11 protein-coding genes are annotated in these 18,686 nt (G+C 63.7%); 9 read left to right on the forward strand and 2 right to left on the reverse strand.

The window, feature by feature from the left end; all coding sequences use genetic code 11:
• Positions 1–2 precede the first annotated feature (2 nt).
• From ACNQS7_RS25170 to ACNQS7_RS25210, 9 genes are all read left to right on the forward strand, one after another.
• Positions 3–1,121, forward strand: a complete 1,119-nt coding sequence (locus ACNQS7_RS25170) for an MBL fold metallo-hydrolase (RefSeq protein WP_418014669.1) — start codon at positions 3–5, stop codon at positions 1,119–1,121.
• Between the two features lie 19 nt (positions 1,122–1,140).
• Positions 1,141–2,724 carry a serine hydrolase gene (locus ACNQS7_RS25175; RefSeq protein ID WP_418014670.1) on the forward strand — a complete coding sequence of 528 codons (1,584 nt, stop codon included), beginning with the start codon at positions 1,141–1,143 and terminating at the stop codon, positions 2,722–2,724.
• Positions 2,721–5,105 (forward strand): cation-translocating P-type ATPase, encoded by a 2,385-nt coding sequence (locus ACNQS7_RS25180; RefSeq protein ID WP_418014671.1) that lies wholly within the window; start codon positions 2,721–2,723, stop codon positions 5,103–5,105. The genes ACNQS7_RS25175 and ACNQS7_RS25180 overlap by 4 nt, the downstream gene beginning before the upstream one ends.
• Before the next feature lie 255 nt (positions 5,106–5,360).
• Positions 5,361–14,081 (forward strand): PPE family protein, encoded by an 8,721-nt coding sequence (locus ACNQS7_RS25185; RefSeq protein ID WP_418014672.1) that lies wholly within the window; start codon positions 5,361–5,363, stop codon positions 14,079–14,081.
• A 77-nt stretch (positions 14,082–14,158) separates the two neighbouring features.
• Entirely contained in the window at positions 14,159–14,338 is a 180-nt protein-coding gene (locus tag ACNQS7_RS25190; RefSeq protein WP_418014673.1) for an antitoxin, read from the forward strand.
• A 4-nt stretch (positions 14,339–14,342) separates the two neighbouring features.
• The gene (locus tag ACNQS7_RS25195; RefSeq protein WP_418014674.1) at positions 14,343–14,816 is read left to right on the forward strand and encodes an SRPBCC family protein; all 474 of its coding nucleotides are present in this window, start codon (positions 14,343–14,345) and stop codon (positions 14,814–14,816) included.
• A 77-nt stretch (positions 14,817–14,893) separates the two neighbouring features.
• Positions 14,894–15,667, forward strand: a complete 774-nt coding sequence (locus ACNQS7_RS25200) for a VOC family protein (RefSeq protein ID WP_418014675.1) — start codon at positions 14,894–14,896, stop codon at positions 15,665–15,667.
• Between the two features lie 27 nt (positions 15,668–15,694).
• A complete protein-coding gene (locus ACNQS7_RS25205) occupies positions 15,695–16,123 on the forward strand; it encodes a hypothetical protein (RefSeq protein ID WP_418014676.1) in 429 nt (142 codons plus the stop codon).
• 83 nt (positions 16,124–16,206) lie between these two features.
• Entirely contained in the window at positions 16,207–16,641 is a 435-nt protein-coding gene (locus ACNQS7_RS25210; RefSeq protein WP_418014677.1) for an SRPBCC family protein, read from the forward strand.
• A gap of 40 nt (positions 16,642–16,681) precedes the next feature.
• On the opposite strand, the gene ACNQS7_RS25215 is transcribed toward ACNQS7_RS25210, so the two are convergent.
• Together ACNQS7_RS25215 and ACNQS7_RS25220 are read right to left on the reverse strand one after the other, a co-directional pair.
• The gene (locus ACNQS7_RS25215; RefSeq protein WP_418014678.1) at positions 16,682–17,155 is read right to left on the reverse strand and encodes a VOC family protein; all 474 of its coding nucleotides are present in this window, start codon (positions 17,153–17,155) and stop codon (positions 16,682–16,684) included.
• Positions 17,156–17,159: 4 nt separating this feature from the next.
• Complete coding sequence (locus ACNQS7_RS25220) at positions 17,160–18,686, reverse strand: carotenoid oxygenase family protein (protein WP_418014679.1); 1,527 nt, start codon at positions 18,684–18,686, stop codon at positions 17,160–17,162.

Below are 18,686 nucleotides of genomic sequence, written 5' to 3' on the forward strand. Positions count from 1 at the left end.
TCATGATGCGGCGGGCGCTGCGACTGGCCGGCGGTACGGTTTCGCTGGCGGCGGGTGGCTGGCTGCTGCGGGCGCTGCACGGCGCGCCTGCGGCGCTGGGCGCCGACCCGTCGGCGATCGCGGCGGTCTCCGAAGGTTCGCCGAACTACCAGGACGGGGTTTTCGTCAACCTCGACCCGAGTTCGCTCTATGTGATGAACCGCGAGGAGATGCGGCAGATCGCGTGGGAGTTGATCGGGAACCGTGGCGCCAGCCTGCCCGCGAAGCCGATCCCGTTGGCCTCGCCGTCGATCTACCAGGGCGAGCCGGCGGAGCTGGCGGTGAGCTGGTTCGGGCACTCGACGGCGTTGGTGGAGATCGACGGGTACCGCGTACTGACGGATCCGGTGTGGAGTGACCGCTGCTCGCCGTCGGACATCGTGGGTCCGCAACGTTTGCACCCGCCGCCCGTCCTGCTGGAAGGGCTGCCGGCGGTGGACGCGGTAGTGATCAGCCACGACCACTACGACCACCTCGACATCGACACCGTGCGCGCGCTGGCCCGCACCCAACGGGCGCCGTTCTTCGTGCCGCTCGGGGTGGGAGCGCACCTGCGCTCATGGGGGATACCCGAGCAGCGGATCGTCGAACTGGACTGGAATCAGAGCGCGCAAGTCGACGAGTTGACCATCGTCTGCATGCCGGCCCGGCACTTTTCGGGTCGTTTCTTCACCCGCAACAACACCCTGTGGGCCTCCTGGGCGTTCATCGGCCCCCGCCACCGCGCATACTTCGGCGGCGACACCGGCTACACCAAGAGCTTCGCTGAGATCGGTTCCGACCACGGACCGTTCGACCTGACGCTGATGCCGATCGGTGCGTACAACACGGCCTGGCCCGACATCCACATGAATCCCGAAGAGGCGGTCCGGGGACATCTGGACGTCACCGACTCGGGTTCGGGGCTGCTGGTACCGATCCACTGGGGCACCTTCCGGTTGGCGCCTCACCCCTGGGCGGAGCCGGTCGAGCGGGTGCTCAAGGCCGCCGAGCCGGATGGCGTTCAAGTTGCCGTGCCGGTGCCCGGGCAGCGCATCGACACGGTCAACCCGCTGCGATTCAACCCGTGGTGGCGGCTGTAACGCGGGCTAAAGTGCGGCCATGACGAAACGCGCGGCCGCCGCCGCACTGCTGATGATGCTGCTCGCGGTGACCGGTTGTGGATCCTCCCGGCCGGTCGTCGGGCCTTCATCGCCGCCGGCGCAGGTGCCTCCCAACGAAGTGTCCGGAGTGCAGATACCCGCCGGGCGCATCGACGACGCCGTCGCCAAGGTCGACGGCCTGGTGGCCGAGCTGATGAAGAACTCCGGCGTCCCGGGTATGGCCGTTGCGATCGTGCACGGCGGAAAGACGTTGTACGCCAAAGGCTTCGGTATCAAGGATGCCGGCAAAGGCGATGGTCCGGACAACAAGGTCAACGCCGACACCGTGTTCCAGCTGGCGTCGGTCTCCAAGTCGGTCGGAGCGACCGTGGTGGCACACCAGGTGACCGAAGGCGCCGTCACCTGGGATACGCCGGTGGCGACGAAGCTGCCGGGCTTCACCCTCATCGATCCCTATGTCACCACGCACGTCAGCGTCGCCGACCTCTACTCGCACCGCTCGGGTCTACCCGACCACGCCGGCGACGCACTGGAAGATCTGGGCTACGACCGGCAGCAGGTGCTGGATCGGTTGAAATACCTGCCGCTCGCGCCGTTTCGGATCAGCTACGCCTACACCAACTTCGGCGTGACGGCAGCTGCCGAGGCGGTGGCCGCGGCGGCCGGCAAGCCCTGGGAGGACCTGTCCGAGGAGGTCCTGTACCGCCCGCTGGGAATGACGTCGACCAGTTCGAAGTTCGCCGATTTCCTGGCCAGGCCCAATCACGCGGTGAACCACATCAAAAGTGGTGACAGGTGGGAAGCGCGATTCCAGCGCGATCCCGACCCTCAGACGCCGGCCGGCGGGGTGAGTTCGTCGGTCAACGACATGGCGCGCTGGCTGACGATGGTGATGGCCAACGGCACCTACAACGGCCAGCGGATCACTTCACCGGAGGCGCTACTGCCGGCCATCACCCCGCAGGTCATCTCGACTGCAGCCAGGAATCCGAATGCCAGAGCCGGCACCTACGGCCACGGGTTCAACACCTCGGTGACCTCGTCTGGCCGCACGATGTACAGCCACTCGGGCGCCTTCGGGCTCGGCGCCGCAACGAATTTCGCCGTCATGCCATCGGAGGATATCGGTATCATCGCCCTCACCAACGCCGCACCGTACGGTATTCCGGAGGCGCTGACCGCGGAGTTCATGGATCTGGTGCAATACGGCCAGGTGCGAGAGGACTGGGCGAATCTGTACCGGCAACAACTTGCGCCGATGAACAACCCCGACGGCACGCTCGCCGGCAAGCAGCCGCCGATCAGCCCCGCACCGGCCAAGCCGCTGAGCGACTACGCCGGCGTCTATAACAACGACTACTGGGGACCGGCCACCGTCAGCGACCACGACGGCCGGCTGCAGCTTACACTCGGACCGAAAAACCAGACCTTCGACTTGGCGCACTGGGACGGCGACACCTTCACCTTCCCGCTGTCCACCGAAAACGCCTTGCCCGGTTCGGTTTCTACGGCAGTTTTCACCGGCGAGGCACTGAAGATCGAATACTTCGACTCCAGCGGCCTGGGGACCTTCACGCGATGACCGCCACTGGCCTGACCGATGCGGAGGTGGCGCAGCGGGTCGCCGACGGTCAGGCCAACGACGTTCCCGAGCGTGCCACCCGCAGCATCGCTCACATCGTCCGGGCCAATGTCTTCACGCGGATCAATGCGATCCTCGGCGTGTTGTTCGGCATCGTGCTGCTCACCGGATCTTTGATCAACGGGCTGTTCGGGATGCTCATCCTCGCGAACAGCGTCATCGGCATGGTCCAGGAGATCCGCGCCAAGCAGACCCTGGACCGGTTGGCGATCATCGGTCAGGCAAAACCTCTGGTGCGCAGGCAATCCGGCACGGTCACCCTGCCACCCGGGGACGTGGTGCTCGACGACATCATCGAGCTGGGCCCTGGCGATCAGATCGTGGTCGACGGTGAGGTCGTCGAAGCGCGTAGCCTCGAGATCGACGAATCGCTGCTGACGGGCGAAGCCGATCCGATCGCCAAAGACGTTGGCGACAAAGTGATGTCAGGAAGCTTCGTTGTCGCCGGCGCCGGCGCCTACCGTGCCACCAAGGTCGGCGGCGATGCCTACGCGGCCAAACTGGCCGCCGAAGCCAGCAAGTTCACCCTGGTGAAATCCGAACTGCGAAACGGCATCAACCGGATCTTGCAGTTCATCACCTACCTCCTGATCCCGGTGGGACTACTGACCATCTACACCCAGCTGTTCACCACGAACGTGGGGTGGCGCGAGTCGGTGCTTGCCATGGTGGGCGCGCTGGTGCCGATGGTGCCCGAAGGACTGGTGCTGATGACGTCGATCGCGTTCGCCGTCGGCGTGGTCCGACTGGGCCGGCGGCAGTGTCTCGTGCAAGAGTTGCCGGCCATCGAGGGATTGGCACGCGTCGACGTGGTCTGCGCCGATAAGACGGGCACCCTGACCGAAACCGGAATGCGGGTGTCCGAAGTCCGGGAACTCGACGCCGCCGGGGAGAGCGTCGCCGAGGTGCTCGCCGCGCTGGCCGCGGCCGACCCCCGCCCGAATGCCAGCATGCTGGCAATTTCCGAGGCCTACGACACGGCGCCTGGCTGGATCCCCAGCGCGACAGCGCCTTTCAAATCGGCGACCAAGTGGAGCGGCGTGTCGTTCGGCGATCACGGCAACTGGGTGATCGGTGCGCCCGATGTGCTGCTCGATCCGCGGTCGGCGGCGGCCGAGCAGGCCGAGCGGTTCGGTGCCCAAGGGTTGCGGGTGCTGTTGTTGGGATCCGCCGATGTCCCGGTGGACGATCCGGAGGCCCCGGGTGCCGTGACGCCGGCGGCCTTGGTGGTGCTCGAGCAGCGGGTACGCCCGGATGCCCGTGAGACACTGGAATACTTTGCCGCGCAATCAGTATCGGTCAAAGTGATCTCAGGCGACAACGCGGTGTCGGTCGGGGCGGTGGCGGACCAGCTCGGTCTGCACAGCCAACCGATGGACGCACGCCGACTGCCCGCCGGTGAAGCGGAACTGGCCGACGCGCTTGACTCACACAACACCTTCGGCCGGGTCCGCCCAGACCAGAAACGCGCCATCGTCCATGCCCTGCAATCACACGGTCACACCGTGGCAATGACCGGAGACGGCGTCAACGACGTGCTGGCCCTCAAAGACGCCGACATCGGAGTGGCAATGGGTGCCGGCAGTCCAGCATCGCGGGCGGTCGCGCAAATCGTGTTGCTGGACAACAGGTTCGCCACCTTGCCGTATGTCGTTGGCGAAGGACGGCGAGTGATCGGCAACATCGAGCGGGTCGCTACTCTTTTCCTGACCAAAACCGTCTACTCCGCGTTGCTGGCGCTGTTGGTTGGACTCGAGTGTCTACTGGCCAAGCCGCTGGGGGCCGAGCCGCTGCTCTATCCGTTCCAGCCGATCCACGTCACCATCGCGGCGTGGTTCACCATCGGAATTCCGTCATTCATCTTGTCGCTCGCGCCGAATAACGAGCGCGCCTACCCGGGCTTCGTCCGGCGGGTGCTGACCTCCGCGCTGCCGGCTGGTCTGATCGTCGGCATTGCGACGTTCGCGACCTACCTGACCGCCTACCACGGCCGTCACGCAACGTCGGTGGAGCAGGACCAGGCGTCCACCGCGGCGTTGATCACCTTGCTGGTGACCGCGGTCTGGGTGCTTGCGGTTGCGGCCCGACCGTACGAGTGGTGGCGGTTGGCGCTGGTGATCGCCTCGGCATCGGCATACGTGCTGATCTTCAGTCTGCCGTGGGCTCAGAAGAAGTTCTTCCTGGACCCGTCGAATCTATGGGTCACCTCGGTCGCGCTGGGTATCGGAGTGCTGGGGGCCGCCACGATCGAGACGATGTGGTGGGTTCGGGCCAGGATCCTCGGCGTGCGGCCGCAAGTGTGGCACCGGCGGACGTCCTGAACATTAGCGTCAATTGCTTGCATAAAAGATCCAATTTGTACACGAATTTTACAGTCAAAATGAATCGCGAATCGTTTATGACCGCTGGTCATTTGTGTTTGTTACATTTCGGCATATTCCGGCCGAATCGGGCGTAGGCTGACGCGCAATCAGTCGCTTGAGACGTTCGGGTAACCGCGGTGCTGGCCGCGGCGTCATTTGCGGGTGAGCGGTGGGCGGTTGCGGGCTCGGCCATCTGCCGGAGAGGTTGCGGCGATGAATTTTGTGGTGTCGCCACCAGAAATCAACTCCGCGCGCATATTCGGTGGCGCAGGAACTGGCACGCTGCTGGCGGCGGCGGCCGCATGGGATGAGCTGGCGACTGAGTTGCGCTGGGCGACAACCGCGTTTTCCTCGATAACGTCGACGCTGGTGGGCGCGTCGTGGCAGGGTGCGGCGTCTGCGGCGATGGTCGACGTGGCCGGTCGGTATCTCGACTGGCTCGCCTCGACGGGCGCACAAGCAGAGCAGGCCGCCGGGCAAGTTCGCATGACGGCGACCGCGTTCGAGGCGACGCTGGCGGCGACGGTGCATCCGGGTTCGGTGTTGGCGAACCGCTCTCAGCTGGTGAAACTAGTGACCTCGAACTTCCTGGGCTTGAACGCGCCGGCGATCGCTGCCGTGGATGCCGAGTACGAGCAGATGTGGGCGCAGGACGTCGCCGCCATGTTCGGATACCGCGCTGAAGCTTCCGCAATCGTGTCGGCGCTGGCGCCATTCACCCGATTACTCCAGCAGCCGTCCGGCGCGATTATGGCAGCGCTCACATCTGCCCAATCCGCGGTGGCAAACCCACCGGGCCGCGTCAGCGTGTTTGAAGCGGGGCTGGCCAATCAGGGCGACGCCAACGTCGGCGTGGGCAACACGGGTACCGCTAATTTCGGTCTGGGTAATCGTGGATTGTGGAATGTCGGGTTGGGGAGTGTGGGGAGTTTCAATCTGGGGTCGGGGAATCTGGGGTCTCATAATGTGGGGGCGGCGAATTTGGGTTCGTTCAATGTGGGGTGGGGTAATCAGGGTGACGGTCATTTCGGGTTCGGTAACAGCGGGCTGGGGAATGTGGGGTTTGGTAATACGGGGTCGAACAATGTTGGTTTCGGGTTGTCCGGTGATCATCAGGTGGGGTTCGGGGCGTGGAACTCCGGTAGCGGGAATGTGGGGTTGTTCAATTCGGGGTCCGGGAATGTGGGGTTGTTCAATTCCGGGTCGGGGAACTGGGGGATCGGGAATTCCGGGGAGTCGAACGTCGGGTTGTTCAATGCGGGTCGGATCAATACCGGGGTGTTCAACACCGGTGTGCTCAACACCGGGGTGGCCAATCCGGGCAGTTACAACACCGGCAGCTTCAACGTGGGGTCGTCGAACACCGGTTCGTGGAATCCCGGCCAGACGAACACGGGGTGGTTCAACACCGGGGATTACAACACCGGCTGGGCCAACACCGGGGACTTCAACACCGGCGGGTTCAACCGGGGTGATCTGAACAACGGCTTCTTCTGGCGCGGAGACAACCAGGGCCAGGCCGGCTTTGACCTGACCTTCACCATCCCTCGTATTGCCCTGCAGATTGACGTTGATGTGCCGATCAATATTCCGGTCACGGGCACCCTTGGTTCCCTGGTGAACGGTCAGCCGATCATCACCATCCCGTCCTTCACCATTCCGGCATTGCATCTGAATGGCTCGGAACTGAGCGGGACTATTGGTCCGATTGTGGTGGATTCGATTGTGGTGTCGGGTCCGTCGTTGAATCTGTTGGTGGGTGGGCCGGGTGAGTCGTTGCGGTTGAGTTTGTTGGGTCCGGCGGTGGGCCCGGTGGTGGTTCCGGTGTTGGGTTTGGTGGCGGGGCCGGGGTTGGGGAATGCCACCGGTGGGCCGTCGTCGGGATTCTTTAACAGTGGTTCCGGTAGTGCGTCGGGGTTTGGAAATGTGGGTGGGGGTTCGGGTTGGTGGAATGTGTCGACTGGGGTGCTGTCGGGTGTGGGGAATGTGGGTGGGTTGGGGTCGGGGTTGTGGAATGTGGGTGAGGGTGTCTCGGGGTGGTCGAACGCGGTGTTGGGGGTGGGTGCGGGTGTGGAGCGGGTGTTCAACCTGGGGGTGGCCAATGTGGGTGGCGCGAATGTGGGCCTGGCGAATGTAGGGGATGTCAACCTGGGTGGCGGGAATGTGGGTGGGGGCAATCTGGGGGGCGGGAATGTCGGTGGGGGCAATGTCGGGTCCGGGAACGTGGGTGCGGGCAATGTGGGGTGGGGCAACTTTGGTGGCCATAATGTGGGGTGGGGGAATCTTGGTTCGTTCAATATCGGGTGGGGTAATGATGGGGATTCTAATTTCGGCTTCGGGAACAGCGGTCTGAGCAATATCGGGTTCGGCAACTCCGGTAGCAATAATTTCGGCGTCGGGTTGACCGGTGATCATCAGGTGGGGTTCGGGGCGTTCAATTCGGGGTCGGGGAACGTGGGGTTGTTCAACTCCGGGACCGGGAATGTCGGGTTCTTCAATTCGGGGACGGGGAACTACGGGATCGGGAACTCGGGGTCGTTCAACACCGGGATCGGGAACTCCGGGACGGCGAACACCGGGGTGTTCAACGCTGGTGGGTTCAACACCGGCTGGGCCAATGCGGGTAGCTATAACAGCGGCGGGTTCAACGCCGGTGATTTCAATTCCGGGTCCTTTAACCCCGGTGATGTCAACACCGGCGGGTTCAACACCGGGGACATCAACACCGGGTGGGCCAACACCGGCGACCTGGACACCGGGGCGTTCATCTCGGGTAACCAGAGCAACGGCCTGTTGTGGCGCGGTGACCGCCAGGGCCTGATCTCGGCCGACTACACCCTGACCATCCCCGACATCCCCCTGACCCTGGCCGGCGGCGGCATCCTCAACATCCCCATCACCGGCAACATCACCGGACTGGCCATCGAGTCCTTTTCCGTGCACGGCCAAAACAGTGCCGCGATCCCGGTGAACCTGGGAATCAATGTGTTGGGCGCCGACACCGGTGGACTCGATATTCGTGTCGGTCTCCCTGACCCGCTCCCGTCGATCACCATCCCAATACCCCCGCTGCCGCTGAATCTTCACGTCACTATCGACGACACGTTGACGCCCATCGCAGTTCCGCGGATCGCTGTCAATCCGATCACGTTGAACGGGCTGACGGTGGGTGGTGTGGGGACGCCGTTGACGGTGAATGTGGGTGGGAGTGCGGGGCCGGTGGTGGTGCAGTTGCTGCATGTGGCTGCGGTGCCGGGGGTGGGGAATAGCACGGTGGCGCCGTCGTCGGGGTTCTTCAATTCCGGTGCGGGTGGGGTGTCGGGGTTGGGGAATATCGGTCAGGTTGTTTCCGGGTACGGCAATGTCGGGTCGATGGTCTCGGGTGTGAAGAACCTGGGTGTTTTGTTGTCGGGGGTGTCGAATCTGGGTGATTCGTTGTCGGGGATCAGTAATACCGCGTCGGTGGGGGCGGGGCCCTCGGGTGTGTTGGGTGTGGGGTTGGCGAGTCTGGGTGTGGGCAATGTCGGGTTCGCTGATGTCGGTTGGGGGAATGTCGGTTTCGGCAATGTCGGTGACTCGAATGTTGGTTTGGGGAATGTGGGCGCCTGGAATGTCGGGTTGGGGAGTGTGGGGAGTTTCAATCTGGGGTCGGGGAATCTGGGGTCTCATAATGTGGGGGCGGCGAATCTGGGTTCGTTCAATGTGGGGTGGGGTAATCAGGGTGACGGTCATTTCGGGTTCGGTAACAGCGGGCTGGGGAATGTGGGGTTTGGTAATACGGGGTCGAACAATGTTGGTTTCGGGTTGTCCGGTGATCATCAGGTGGGGTTCGGGGCGTGGAACTCCGGTAGCGGGAATGTGGGGTTGTTCAATTCGGGGTCCGGGAATGTGGGGTTGTTCAATTCCGGGTCGGGGAACTGGGGGATCGGGAATTCCGGGGAGTCGAACGTCGGGTTGTTCAATGCGGGTCGGATCAATACCGGGGTGTTCAACACCGGTGTGCTCAACACCGGGGTGGCCAATCCGGGCAGTTACAACACCGGCAGCTTCAACGTGGGGTCGTCGAACACCGGTTCGTGGAATCCCGGCCAGACGAACACGGGGTGGTTCAACACCGGGGATTACAACACCGGCTGGGCCAACACCGGGGACTTCAACACCGGCGGGTTCAACCGGGGTGATCTGAACAACGGCTTCTTCTGGCGCGGAGACAACCAGGGCCAGGCCGCCTTCGACTACACCCTGACCATCCCCCGCATCGCCATCGGCCTAGACGTCACCATCCCGCTGAACATCCCCATCACCGGCGCCCTCGGCAACATCGTTACCGACTCATTTCAGATTCCGGCGCTCCATCTGAACGGGGACAACCTGGACGCCACCATTGGTCCGATTGTGGTGGATTCGATTGTGGTGTCGGGTCCGTCGTTGAATCTGTTGGTGGGTGGGCCGGGTGAGTCGTTGCGGTTGAGTTTGTTGGGTCCGGCGGTGGGCCCGGTGGTGGTTCCGGTGTTGGGTTTGGTGGCGGGGCCGGGGTTGGGGAATGCCACCGGTGGGCCGTCGTCGGGATTCTTTAACAGTGGTTCCGGTAGTGCGTCGGGGTTTGGAAATGTGGGTGGGGGTTCGGGTTGGTGGAATGTGTCGACTGGGGTGCTGTCGGGTGTGGGGAATGTGGGTGGGTTGGGGTCGGGGTTGTGGAATGTGGGTGAGGGTGTCTCGGGGTGGTCGAACGCGGTGTTGGGGGTGGGTGCGGGTGTGGAGCGGGTGTTCAACCTGGGGGTGGCCAATGTGGGTGGCGCGAATGTGGGCCTGGCGAATGTAGGGGATGTCAACCTGGGTGGCGGGAATGTGGGTGGGGGCAATCTGGGGGGCGGGAATGTCGGTGGGGGCAATGTCGGGTCCGGGAACGTGGGTGCGGGCAATGTGGGGTGGGGCAACTTTGGTGGCCATAATGTGGGGTGGGGGAATCTTGGTTCGTTCAATATCGGGTGGGGTAATGATGGGGATTCTAATTTCGGCTTCGGGAACAGCGGTCTGAGCAATATCGGGTTCGGCAACTCCGGTAGCAATAATTTCGGCGTCGGGTTGACCGGTGATCATCAGGTGGGGTTCGGGGCGTTCAATTCGGGGTCGGAGAACGTGGGGTTGTTCAACTCCGGGACCGGGAATGTCGGGTTCTTCAATTCGGGGACGGGGAACTACGGGATCGGGAACTCGGGGTCGTTCAACACCGGGATCGGGAACTCCGGGACGGCGAACACCGGGGTGTTCAACGCTGGTGGGTTCAACACCGGCTGGGCCAATGCGGGTAGCTACAACAGCGGCGGGTTCAACGCCGGTGATTTCAATTCCGGGTCCTTTAACCCCGGTGATGTCAACACCGGCGGGTTCAACACCGGGGACACCAACACCGGGTGGGCCAACACCGGCGACCTCGATACCGGGGCGTTCATCTCGGGCAACCAGAGCAACGGCCTGTTGTGGCGCGGTGACCGCCAGGGCCTGATCTCGGCCGACTACACCCTGACCATCCCCGACATCCCCCTGACCCTGGCCGGCGGCGGCATCCTCAACATCCCCATCACCGGCAACATCACCGGACTCACCGTCAACCCGTTCTCGGTTCACGGTGTCGGCGGCGGCGGGATTCCGGTCGTCGGCCACCTGACCCTGCTCGGGCAGACCCCGAACATCACCATCGGCATCGATCTTCCCGACCCCGTAGGGCACGTCGGTGTCGACGTGCCGGGCCTGCCGATCAGGCTGGAGATTGGAGTTGCCAACAACTTCCTGCAGCCCATCACGACACCGGCCATCCGGATAAACACCATCGCCTTCAACAATGTGGTGTTGGGTGGTGTGGGGACGCCGTTGACGGTGAATGTGGGTGGGAGTGCGGGGCCGGTGGTGGTGCAGTTGCTGCATGTGGCTGCGGTGCCGGGGGTGGGGAATAGCACGGTGGCGCCGTCGTCGGGGTTCTTCAATTCCGGTGCGGGTGGGGTGTCGGGGTTGGGGAATATCGGTCAGGTTGTTTCCGGGTACGGCAATGTCGGGTCGATGGTCTCGGGTGTGAAGAACCTGGGTGTTTTGTTGTCGGGGGTGTCGAATCTGGGTGATTCGTTGTCGGGGATCAGTAATACCGCGTCGGTGGGGGCGGGGCCCTCGGGTGTGTTGGGTGTGGGGTTGGCGAGTCTGGGTGTGGGCAATGTCGGGTTCGCTGATGTCGGTTGGGGGAATGTCGGTTTCGGCAATGTCGGTGACTCGAATGTTGGTTTGGGGAATGTGGGCGCCTGGAATGTCGGGTTGGGGAGTGTGGGGAGTTTCAATCTGGGGTCGGGGAATCTGGGGTCTCATAATGTGGGGGCGGCGAATCTGGGTTCGTTCAATGTGGGGTGGGGTAATCAGGGTGACGGTCATTTCGGGTTCGGTAACAGTGGGCTGGGGAATGTGGGGTTTGGTAATACGGGGTCGAACAATGTTGGTTTCGGGTTGTCCGGTGATCATCAGGTGGGGTTCGGGGCGTGGAACTCCGGTAGCGGGAATGTGGGGTTGTTCAATTCGGGGTCCGCGAATGTGGGGTTGTTCAATTCCGGGTCGGGGAACTGGGGGATCGGGAATTCCGGGGAGTCGAACGTCGGGTTGTTCAATGCGGGCCGGCTCAATACCGGGGTGTTCAACACCGGTGTTCTCAACACCGGGGTGGCCAATCCGGGCAGTTACAACACCGGCAGCTTCAACGTGGGGTCGTCGAACACCGGTTCGTGGAATCCTGGCCAGACGAACACGGGCTGGTTCAACACCGGGGATTACAACACCGGCTGGGCCAACACCGGGGACTTCAACACCGGCGGGTTCAACCGGGGTGATCTGAACAACGGCTTCTTCTGGCGCGGAGACAACCAGGGCCAAGCCGCCTTCGACTACACCCTGACCATCCCCCGCATCGCCATCGGCCTAGACGTCACCATCCCGCTGAACATCCCCATCACCGGCGCCCTCGGCAACATCGTGATCGACCCGTTCACGATCCCGGCACTGGACCTGGTCAATCCCAACGGCGGCGGAAACAGCATTACCGGCACCATCGGACCGCTCCAAACCGATCAGATCGTCGTCCTCGGTCCGTCGTTGAACCTGTTGGTGGGCGGTCCGGGCCGAGGATTGCAGCTCAGCTTCTCCGGTCCGGGTCTGGGTCCACTCGTGGTGCCGGTGTTCGGGTTGGTGGCGGGGCCGGGTTTGGGGAATGCCACCGGTGGGCCGTCGTCGGGATTCTTTAACAGTGGTGCCGGTAGTGCGTCGGGGTTTGGAAATGTGGGTGGGGGTTCGGGTTGGTGGAATGTGTCGACTGGGGTGCTGTCGGGTGTGGGGAATGTGGGTGGGTTGGGGTCGGGGTTGTGGAATGTGGGTGAGGGTGTCTCGGGGTGGTCGAACGCGGTGTTGGGGGTGGGTGCGGGTGTGGAGCGGGTGTTCAACCTGGGGGTGGCCAATGTGGGTGGCGCGAATGTGGGCCTGGCGAATGTGGGGGATGTCAACCTGGGTGGCGGGAATGTGGGTGGGGGCAATCTGGGGGGCGGGAATGTCGGTGATGGGAATGTCGGGTCGGGCAATGCGGGGTCGGGCAATGTGGGTTGGGGCAACCTGGGTGGTTTCAATGTGGGGGCCGGTAATGCCGGGAGCGGGAACTGGGGCGGGGGCAATGCGGGCAGTGTGAATATCGGGTGGGGGAACACCGGGACGGGGAATTTCGGGTTCGGCAACTCCGGTAGCAATAATTTCGGCGTCGGGTTGACCGGTGATCATCAGGTGGGGTTCGGGGCGTTCAATTCGGGGTCGGGGAACGTGGGGTTGTTCAACTCCGGGACCGGGAATGTCGGGTTCTTCAATTCCGGGACGGGGAACTACGGGATCGGGAACTCGGGGTCGTTCAACACCGGGATCGGGAACTCCGGGACGGCGAACACCGGGGTGTTCAACGCTGGTGGGTTCAACACCGGCTGGGCCAATGCGGGTAGCTATAACAGCGGCGGGTTCAACGCCGGTGATTTCAATTCCGGGTCCTTTAACCCCGGTGATGTCAACACCGGCGGGTTCAACACCGGGGACACCAACACCGGGTGGGCCAACACCGGCGACCTGGATACCGGGGCGTTCATCTCGGGTAACCAGAGCAACGGCCTGTTGTGGCGCGGTGACCGCCAGGGCCTGATCTCGGCCGACTACACCCTGACCATCCCCGACATCCCCCTGACCCTGGCCGGCGGTGGTTTGATCAAGTTGCCGGTTACCGGAAACATCGCCGGACTCACCGTGAACCCGTTCACAATTCACGCTGTGAACGGCGGCGCGATCCCGGTCAACTTCGACATCGTGGTCGACGCCCAAACCGACGGCTTCGACCTGGTGATCCCGCTGCCCGACCCGTTCCCGAACGTCCACGTCCCGGTCTCGGGCCTTCCGATCAGCCTGCAGATTCCATTGCGCTCAGCGCTCGAGCCAATCCAGGTGCCGGAGATCAGACTTGCCACAATTCCGCTCGATTTGACCGTCGGCAGCGATACGACATTCCTCTCCATTGGTCTTGCCGGAGGGAGCGGCCCGATCACCGTGCCGATTTCCCAGTTGCTTGCGATGCCCGGCATCGGTAACTCGACCACCGCCCCGTCGTCGGGCTTCTTCAACTCCGGGGGCGGTGGCATATCCGGATTCGGCAACATCGGTGACACCATCTCCGGCCTCTTCAACGTCGGCTCGCGTATCTCCGGGTTCGAGAACTACGGCGGCGAACTGCTGTCCGGCCTGACCAACCTGGGCAGCGCCATGTCCGGCATTGGCAACACCAGCAGCCTGGACATCCTGATAGCCGGCCTGATCTCCGGCATCGGTAACGCCGGCACGCGACTGTCCGGTCTGTTCCTGGAAGGCAGCGTGCCCTAGCCCGTTCCCGACAAGTAGGGTTTTCCCAGCAAAGTAGGGCTCCCGGGGGGGAGACCCATGGGGAAGGAACAGCGCACATGGCATTCCTGGACAGAGCCAAAGACCTGCTCGCGCAGAACGCCGACAAGGTCGAGACGGCGATCACCAAGGCCGGCGAGTTCGTCGACGACAAGACGCAGGGCAAGTACTCCGACACCATCCACAAGGTGCAGGAGGAGGCCAGAAAGATCGTCGACACCGGCGGCCAGCAGAGCTGACGACATGGCGAAACTCTCCGGATCAATCGATGTACCGCTGCCGCCGGAACAGGCCTGGACACACGCCTCCGACCTGAACCGGTACCGGGAGTGGCTGACCATCCACAAGGTCTGGCGTAGCAAGCTGCCCGACGTGCTCGAAAAGGGCACCGTGATCGAGTCCTACGTCGAGGTCAAGGGCATGCCCAACCGCATCAGGTGGACGATCGTGCGTTATAAGCCGCCGGAAGGTATGACGCTCAACGGCGACGGCGTGGGCGGGGTCAAGGTGAAACTGATGGCCAAAGTCGCTCCGAAAGAGCAGGGTTCGGTCGTCAGCTTCGACGTGCACCTCGGCGGGCCGGCGTTGTTCGGCCCGATCGGCATGGTTGTCGCCGCCGCGTTACGCAGCGACATCCGGGAATCCCTGCAGAACTTCGTCAGGGTGTTCGCCCGCCCCGACCCGGGGACGAACGGCGACAACGTCCTGCATCGCTGAGTTGACCGGTCGGTGCCGATGACATTCCGGCTCAGGCCGAGTCGATATCGAGGTACCCACCGACCAAGGAGGACCTTGTGCCAATCCGTGACGACGCGCCGCTGGGCGCCCCCTGCTGGATCGACCTGACCACATCCGACGTCGACCGTGCGCAAGATTTCTATGGAACCGTCTTCGGATGGACGTTCGAGTCCGCCGGCCCGGACTACGGCGGCTACATCAACGCCGCCAAAGACGGCCGTGCCGTCGCCGGGTTGATGGCGAACAATCCGGAGTGGCAGGCTCCCGACAACTGGGCCACCTACTTCCACACCGCCGACATCGGTGCGGCGGTCTCGGCAATTACCGCGGCCGGCGCCTCAGGTTGCATGCAGCCCATGGAGGTTCCCGACAAGGGCTTCATGGCGGTGGCGACCGATCCGTCTGGTGCCGCCTTCGGTCTGTGGCAGCCGTTGCAGCACCGCGGTTTTGAGGTGACGGGTGAAGCCGGTGCACCCGTCTGGCACCAGTTGACGACGCGTGATTACCGCGCCGCCGTTGACTTCTACCGCGAGGTGTTCGGTTGGCGCACCGAGCAGGTCGGCGACACCGATGAATTCCGTTACACCACAGCCTGGTTCGGTGACCAACAATTGCTCGGCGTGATGGACGGAGCGGGATTCCTGCCCGAGGGTGTGCCGTCGCAGTGGAACATCTTCTTCGGCGCCGAAAATGTCGACAAGACGCTGCAGGTGATCGCCGACAACGGTGGTGCGGTGCTACGCGAGGCCGAGGACACCCCCTACGGGCGGCTGGCCGCGGCCGCGGATCCGACGGGAGTCGCCTTCAACTTGTCGTCGCTTCAGGACTGAGGCGCTGCCTCGACTAACCTCGCAACCATGACCCGCCACCTGCGTCCCGGTTGGCTGGTGGCGCTGTTCGCCACAGCGGTGCTGGCCAGCGCCTGGATGCCCTGGCTGGCGACGAAGGTCAACGGTGGTGGCTGGGCGAACGCCATCGGTGGGACCCACGGGAGCCTGGAGCTGCCTCGTGGCTTCGGCGCCGGTCAACTGATCGTATTGCTGTCGTCGACGCTGCTGGTGGCCGGCGCGATGGTGGGCCGCGGACTCTCGGTGCGGGCGGCGTCGATTGCCGCGCTGGTCATTTCGCTGCTGATCGGCGCGCTGATGGTGCTCTATTACCAGCGCAACGTCAATGCGCCGGTAACAGCCGAGTACGGGTTGTACGTGGGGGCGGTCGCCGCCGGGTGCGCGGTGCTGTGTGCGCTGTGGGCGGTGGCGACCGTTGCGTTTGGCAGAGGACGCTAGAACGTGGGGGACGTCGGGACCAGAAGCTTTGCCTTCCAAGGCTTCCCTGCCGGTGTACGCAGACGACAGAGGCGGGATTACTGATGGTCAAGATTCATGTGGAGCGGACGATCAGGGCTTCGCCCGAACGAGTCTTTGGTTGGCTGTCGGATCCCGCTAACTTGACCGCGGCGCCGCTCATCCTCAAGGCCGGCTGGGCAAAGAACTCGCCGGGCCAGGGCGCCGGTGCACTGCGGGAGGCGATCGCCACCGGCATGTGGCTTCGAGAAGAGATCACCGCATACGATCCACCGCGCGGTTACTCGTATCGGATCGTCCGGTCATTCCCTGTCTTCGACCACAGGGGCGGCACTCTGACCTTCACCCCTCAAGCAGACGGAACTCACGTCAGCTGGGTAACGGAATACCGCCATCCTGTTCGCGCGGGCGGCAAGGCAATGGAGGCCCTCACCTCCCGCCTGTTCCCCTGGAACTTCCGGGCGATTCTCGACCGATGCGCGAGTGCCTTGGAGGAGTAGTGTCCGGGCCGCAAGCCGCGAACAAGCGCGGCGAAAAGTATCAGTTCGAGGGGAACTCGTGCGTGCCGGAGGCCGAACTACCCCCCGGCTCGTTGACGCCGTAAACGAAGGGCGCGAACACGACCTCGCGGCCGTCGGGGTCCCGGTAGGTGACCGCGCCCATCGCCGCCCAGTAGGGGTGCTGCTCGACACGCGGACACGACGCGCCCTCCAGGCGCGCGATCGCCGCCTGTTGGGATTGCCGATCCGGGAAGTACAGGCACAGCTGTTCATGCGGGTTTACCGCGACGGGCTCTATTGACTCGACGATCTCCATCGTCAGATTCCAGCTGGGCAGCCCGAAGATGGCGCCGTTGCTGCCGTAGCTGTCGCCGAAGGTCTCGTGCAGCGGCAGCCCTACCAGTTCGCGGTAGAACCGCACCGTCGCGGCGAAGTTCGATGAGCGTCGGGCGAATCGGATGGATCCGATCGACGCCAACGACAGGGGCCAGTGCGTCGTGCGGTGCTTGCCCATGCGTCTACAGCCCCACGGCGTCTGCCGCTGTCTCGGCCCGACCCCACCGTCTCAACTCCGTGCCGGGCACCCAGGTCGAATGGGTACCGCTGCAAATGCGTTCCGGCAGTGCCAGTTTGCACACCGGACCTTCCCCGACCCGGGCGGCATCGAACACCAGGCAGTACGACGCGTCCGCGTTCATGTCGGTCGTCAGGGTCACCAGGTAGCCGTCGTCTTCCGCGCCGCTGCCGCCCGTTCGGGGCGCCATCGCGGTCTCACTGCCGTAGACGCCGTCGCCGAATGAGTACCGGTCCTCGCCGCCGGTGAGCACATCGTGTTTGACCAGTCCGTCGAACAGGAACCAGCCGGGCTTGCCGCTGGCGGCGTACACGTAGCGGTAGGGCGACGTCGCGTAGTCCGCGTTGATCATGCCGAACTCGGTGATGGAGTCTGACAGCTGCTCTTCCTTGACCGCACCGGTCTTCAGGTTGAATCGCCAGCGGTGCAATCGGGCCTGCATCCGGTCCAGAGCCAGGAACCGAAACAGTTTCTCCCACTTGCCAGCTGGACCCGCACCGCTTTCCATAGGTTGCGGCGCGCCCTCGTAGAAACCGTCCAGCACGATTTCGTCGCCGTCCTCGTAGGCGTTGGTGAAGTGCAAGACGAACGTCGGGTCCGCCTCGAACCAACGGATCTCGGCGCTCGAACCGCGGCGCGGAATCACCGCGAAGCGAGACGGCATGTCGGGGTAGAAGCGTGGCAGGTGCACCTTGTGTTCGAGCAGTTGGGGATCCCAGAAGAGCGGGAAATCGTTGAGAATGGCGTAGTTTTCGGTGAACGCCATGTCGTGGGGCAGCCGGGGGCCGGGCAGTGGGATGTCGACGTAGTGGGCCAGATCATTGTTCTCGTCGACCACGCCGTAATGCATGTACGGGTCCTGCTTGCTGTAGTTGAAGAACAACAGCTCGCCGGTTTTGTTGTCCACCTTGGGATGTGCGGATACGCCCCAGTCGACCGGAAAGCCGCCGTTCCAGCTCTCCTTGCCCAACGTGGTGCCTGAATAGGGATCCACCCGATACAGGTCGCCGCACTGGTAGAAACTGGTCAACGCGACCCCGCGGTGCACGATGACGTCGGTGCTGGACGCGTCTTTCATCAATTCGCGTGCGCCCCAGCCTTTGTCGCGTTTGGCGAACTCGACTGGCTCGGCCAGTCCGGGCCATAGCGGTGCACCCGCTTCGTTTTCGGCAAGGAAACCGTCGGTCTGTACGAACCGGTTGCGGTAAAACGCCGTCCCGTCGCGGAAACCCACCACGTGCAGCATGCCGTCGCCGTCGAACGGGTGGTAGGTCTTGAACGCCGGATGCAGCGGGTTCTCGGTGTTCCGCAGATAGATGCCGTCCAGATCCGACGGAACCTCACCCTCCACCGCGGTCAGGTCGTCAGCTTTCCACTCCGTGGTCTGCGGACGCCACGGGCCGGTGCGGTAGGGGTGGTCGTCATCCTCGGGGAGGGTTGACAGGTACTTGCCAATCACCTCGACATCCAT

This window comes from Mycobacterium sp. 23, from assembly GCF_048287075.1.
Classification (GTDB): Bacteria; Actinomycetota; Actinomycetes; order Mycobacteriales; family Mycobacteriaceae; genus Mycobacterium; species Mycobacterium gordonae_B.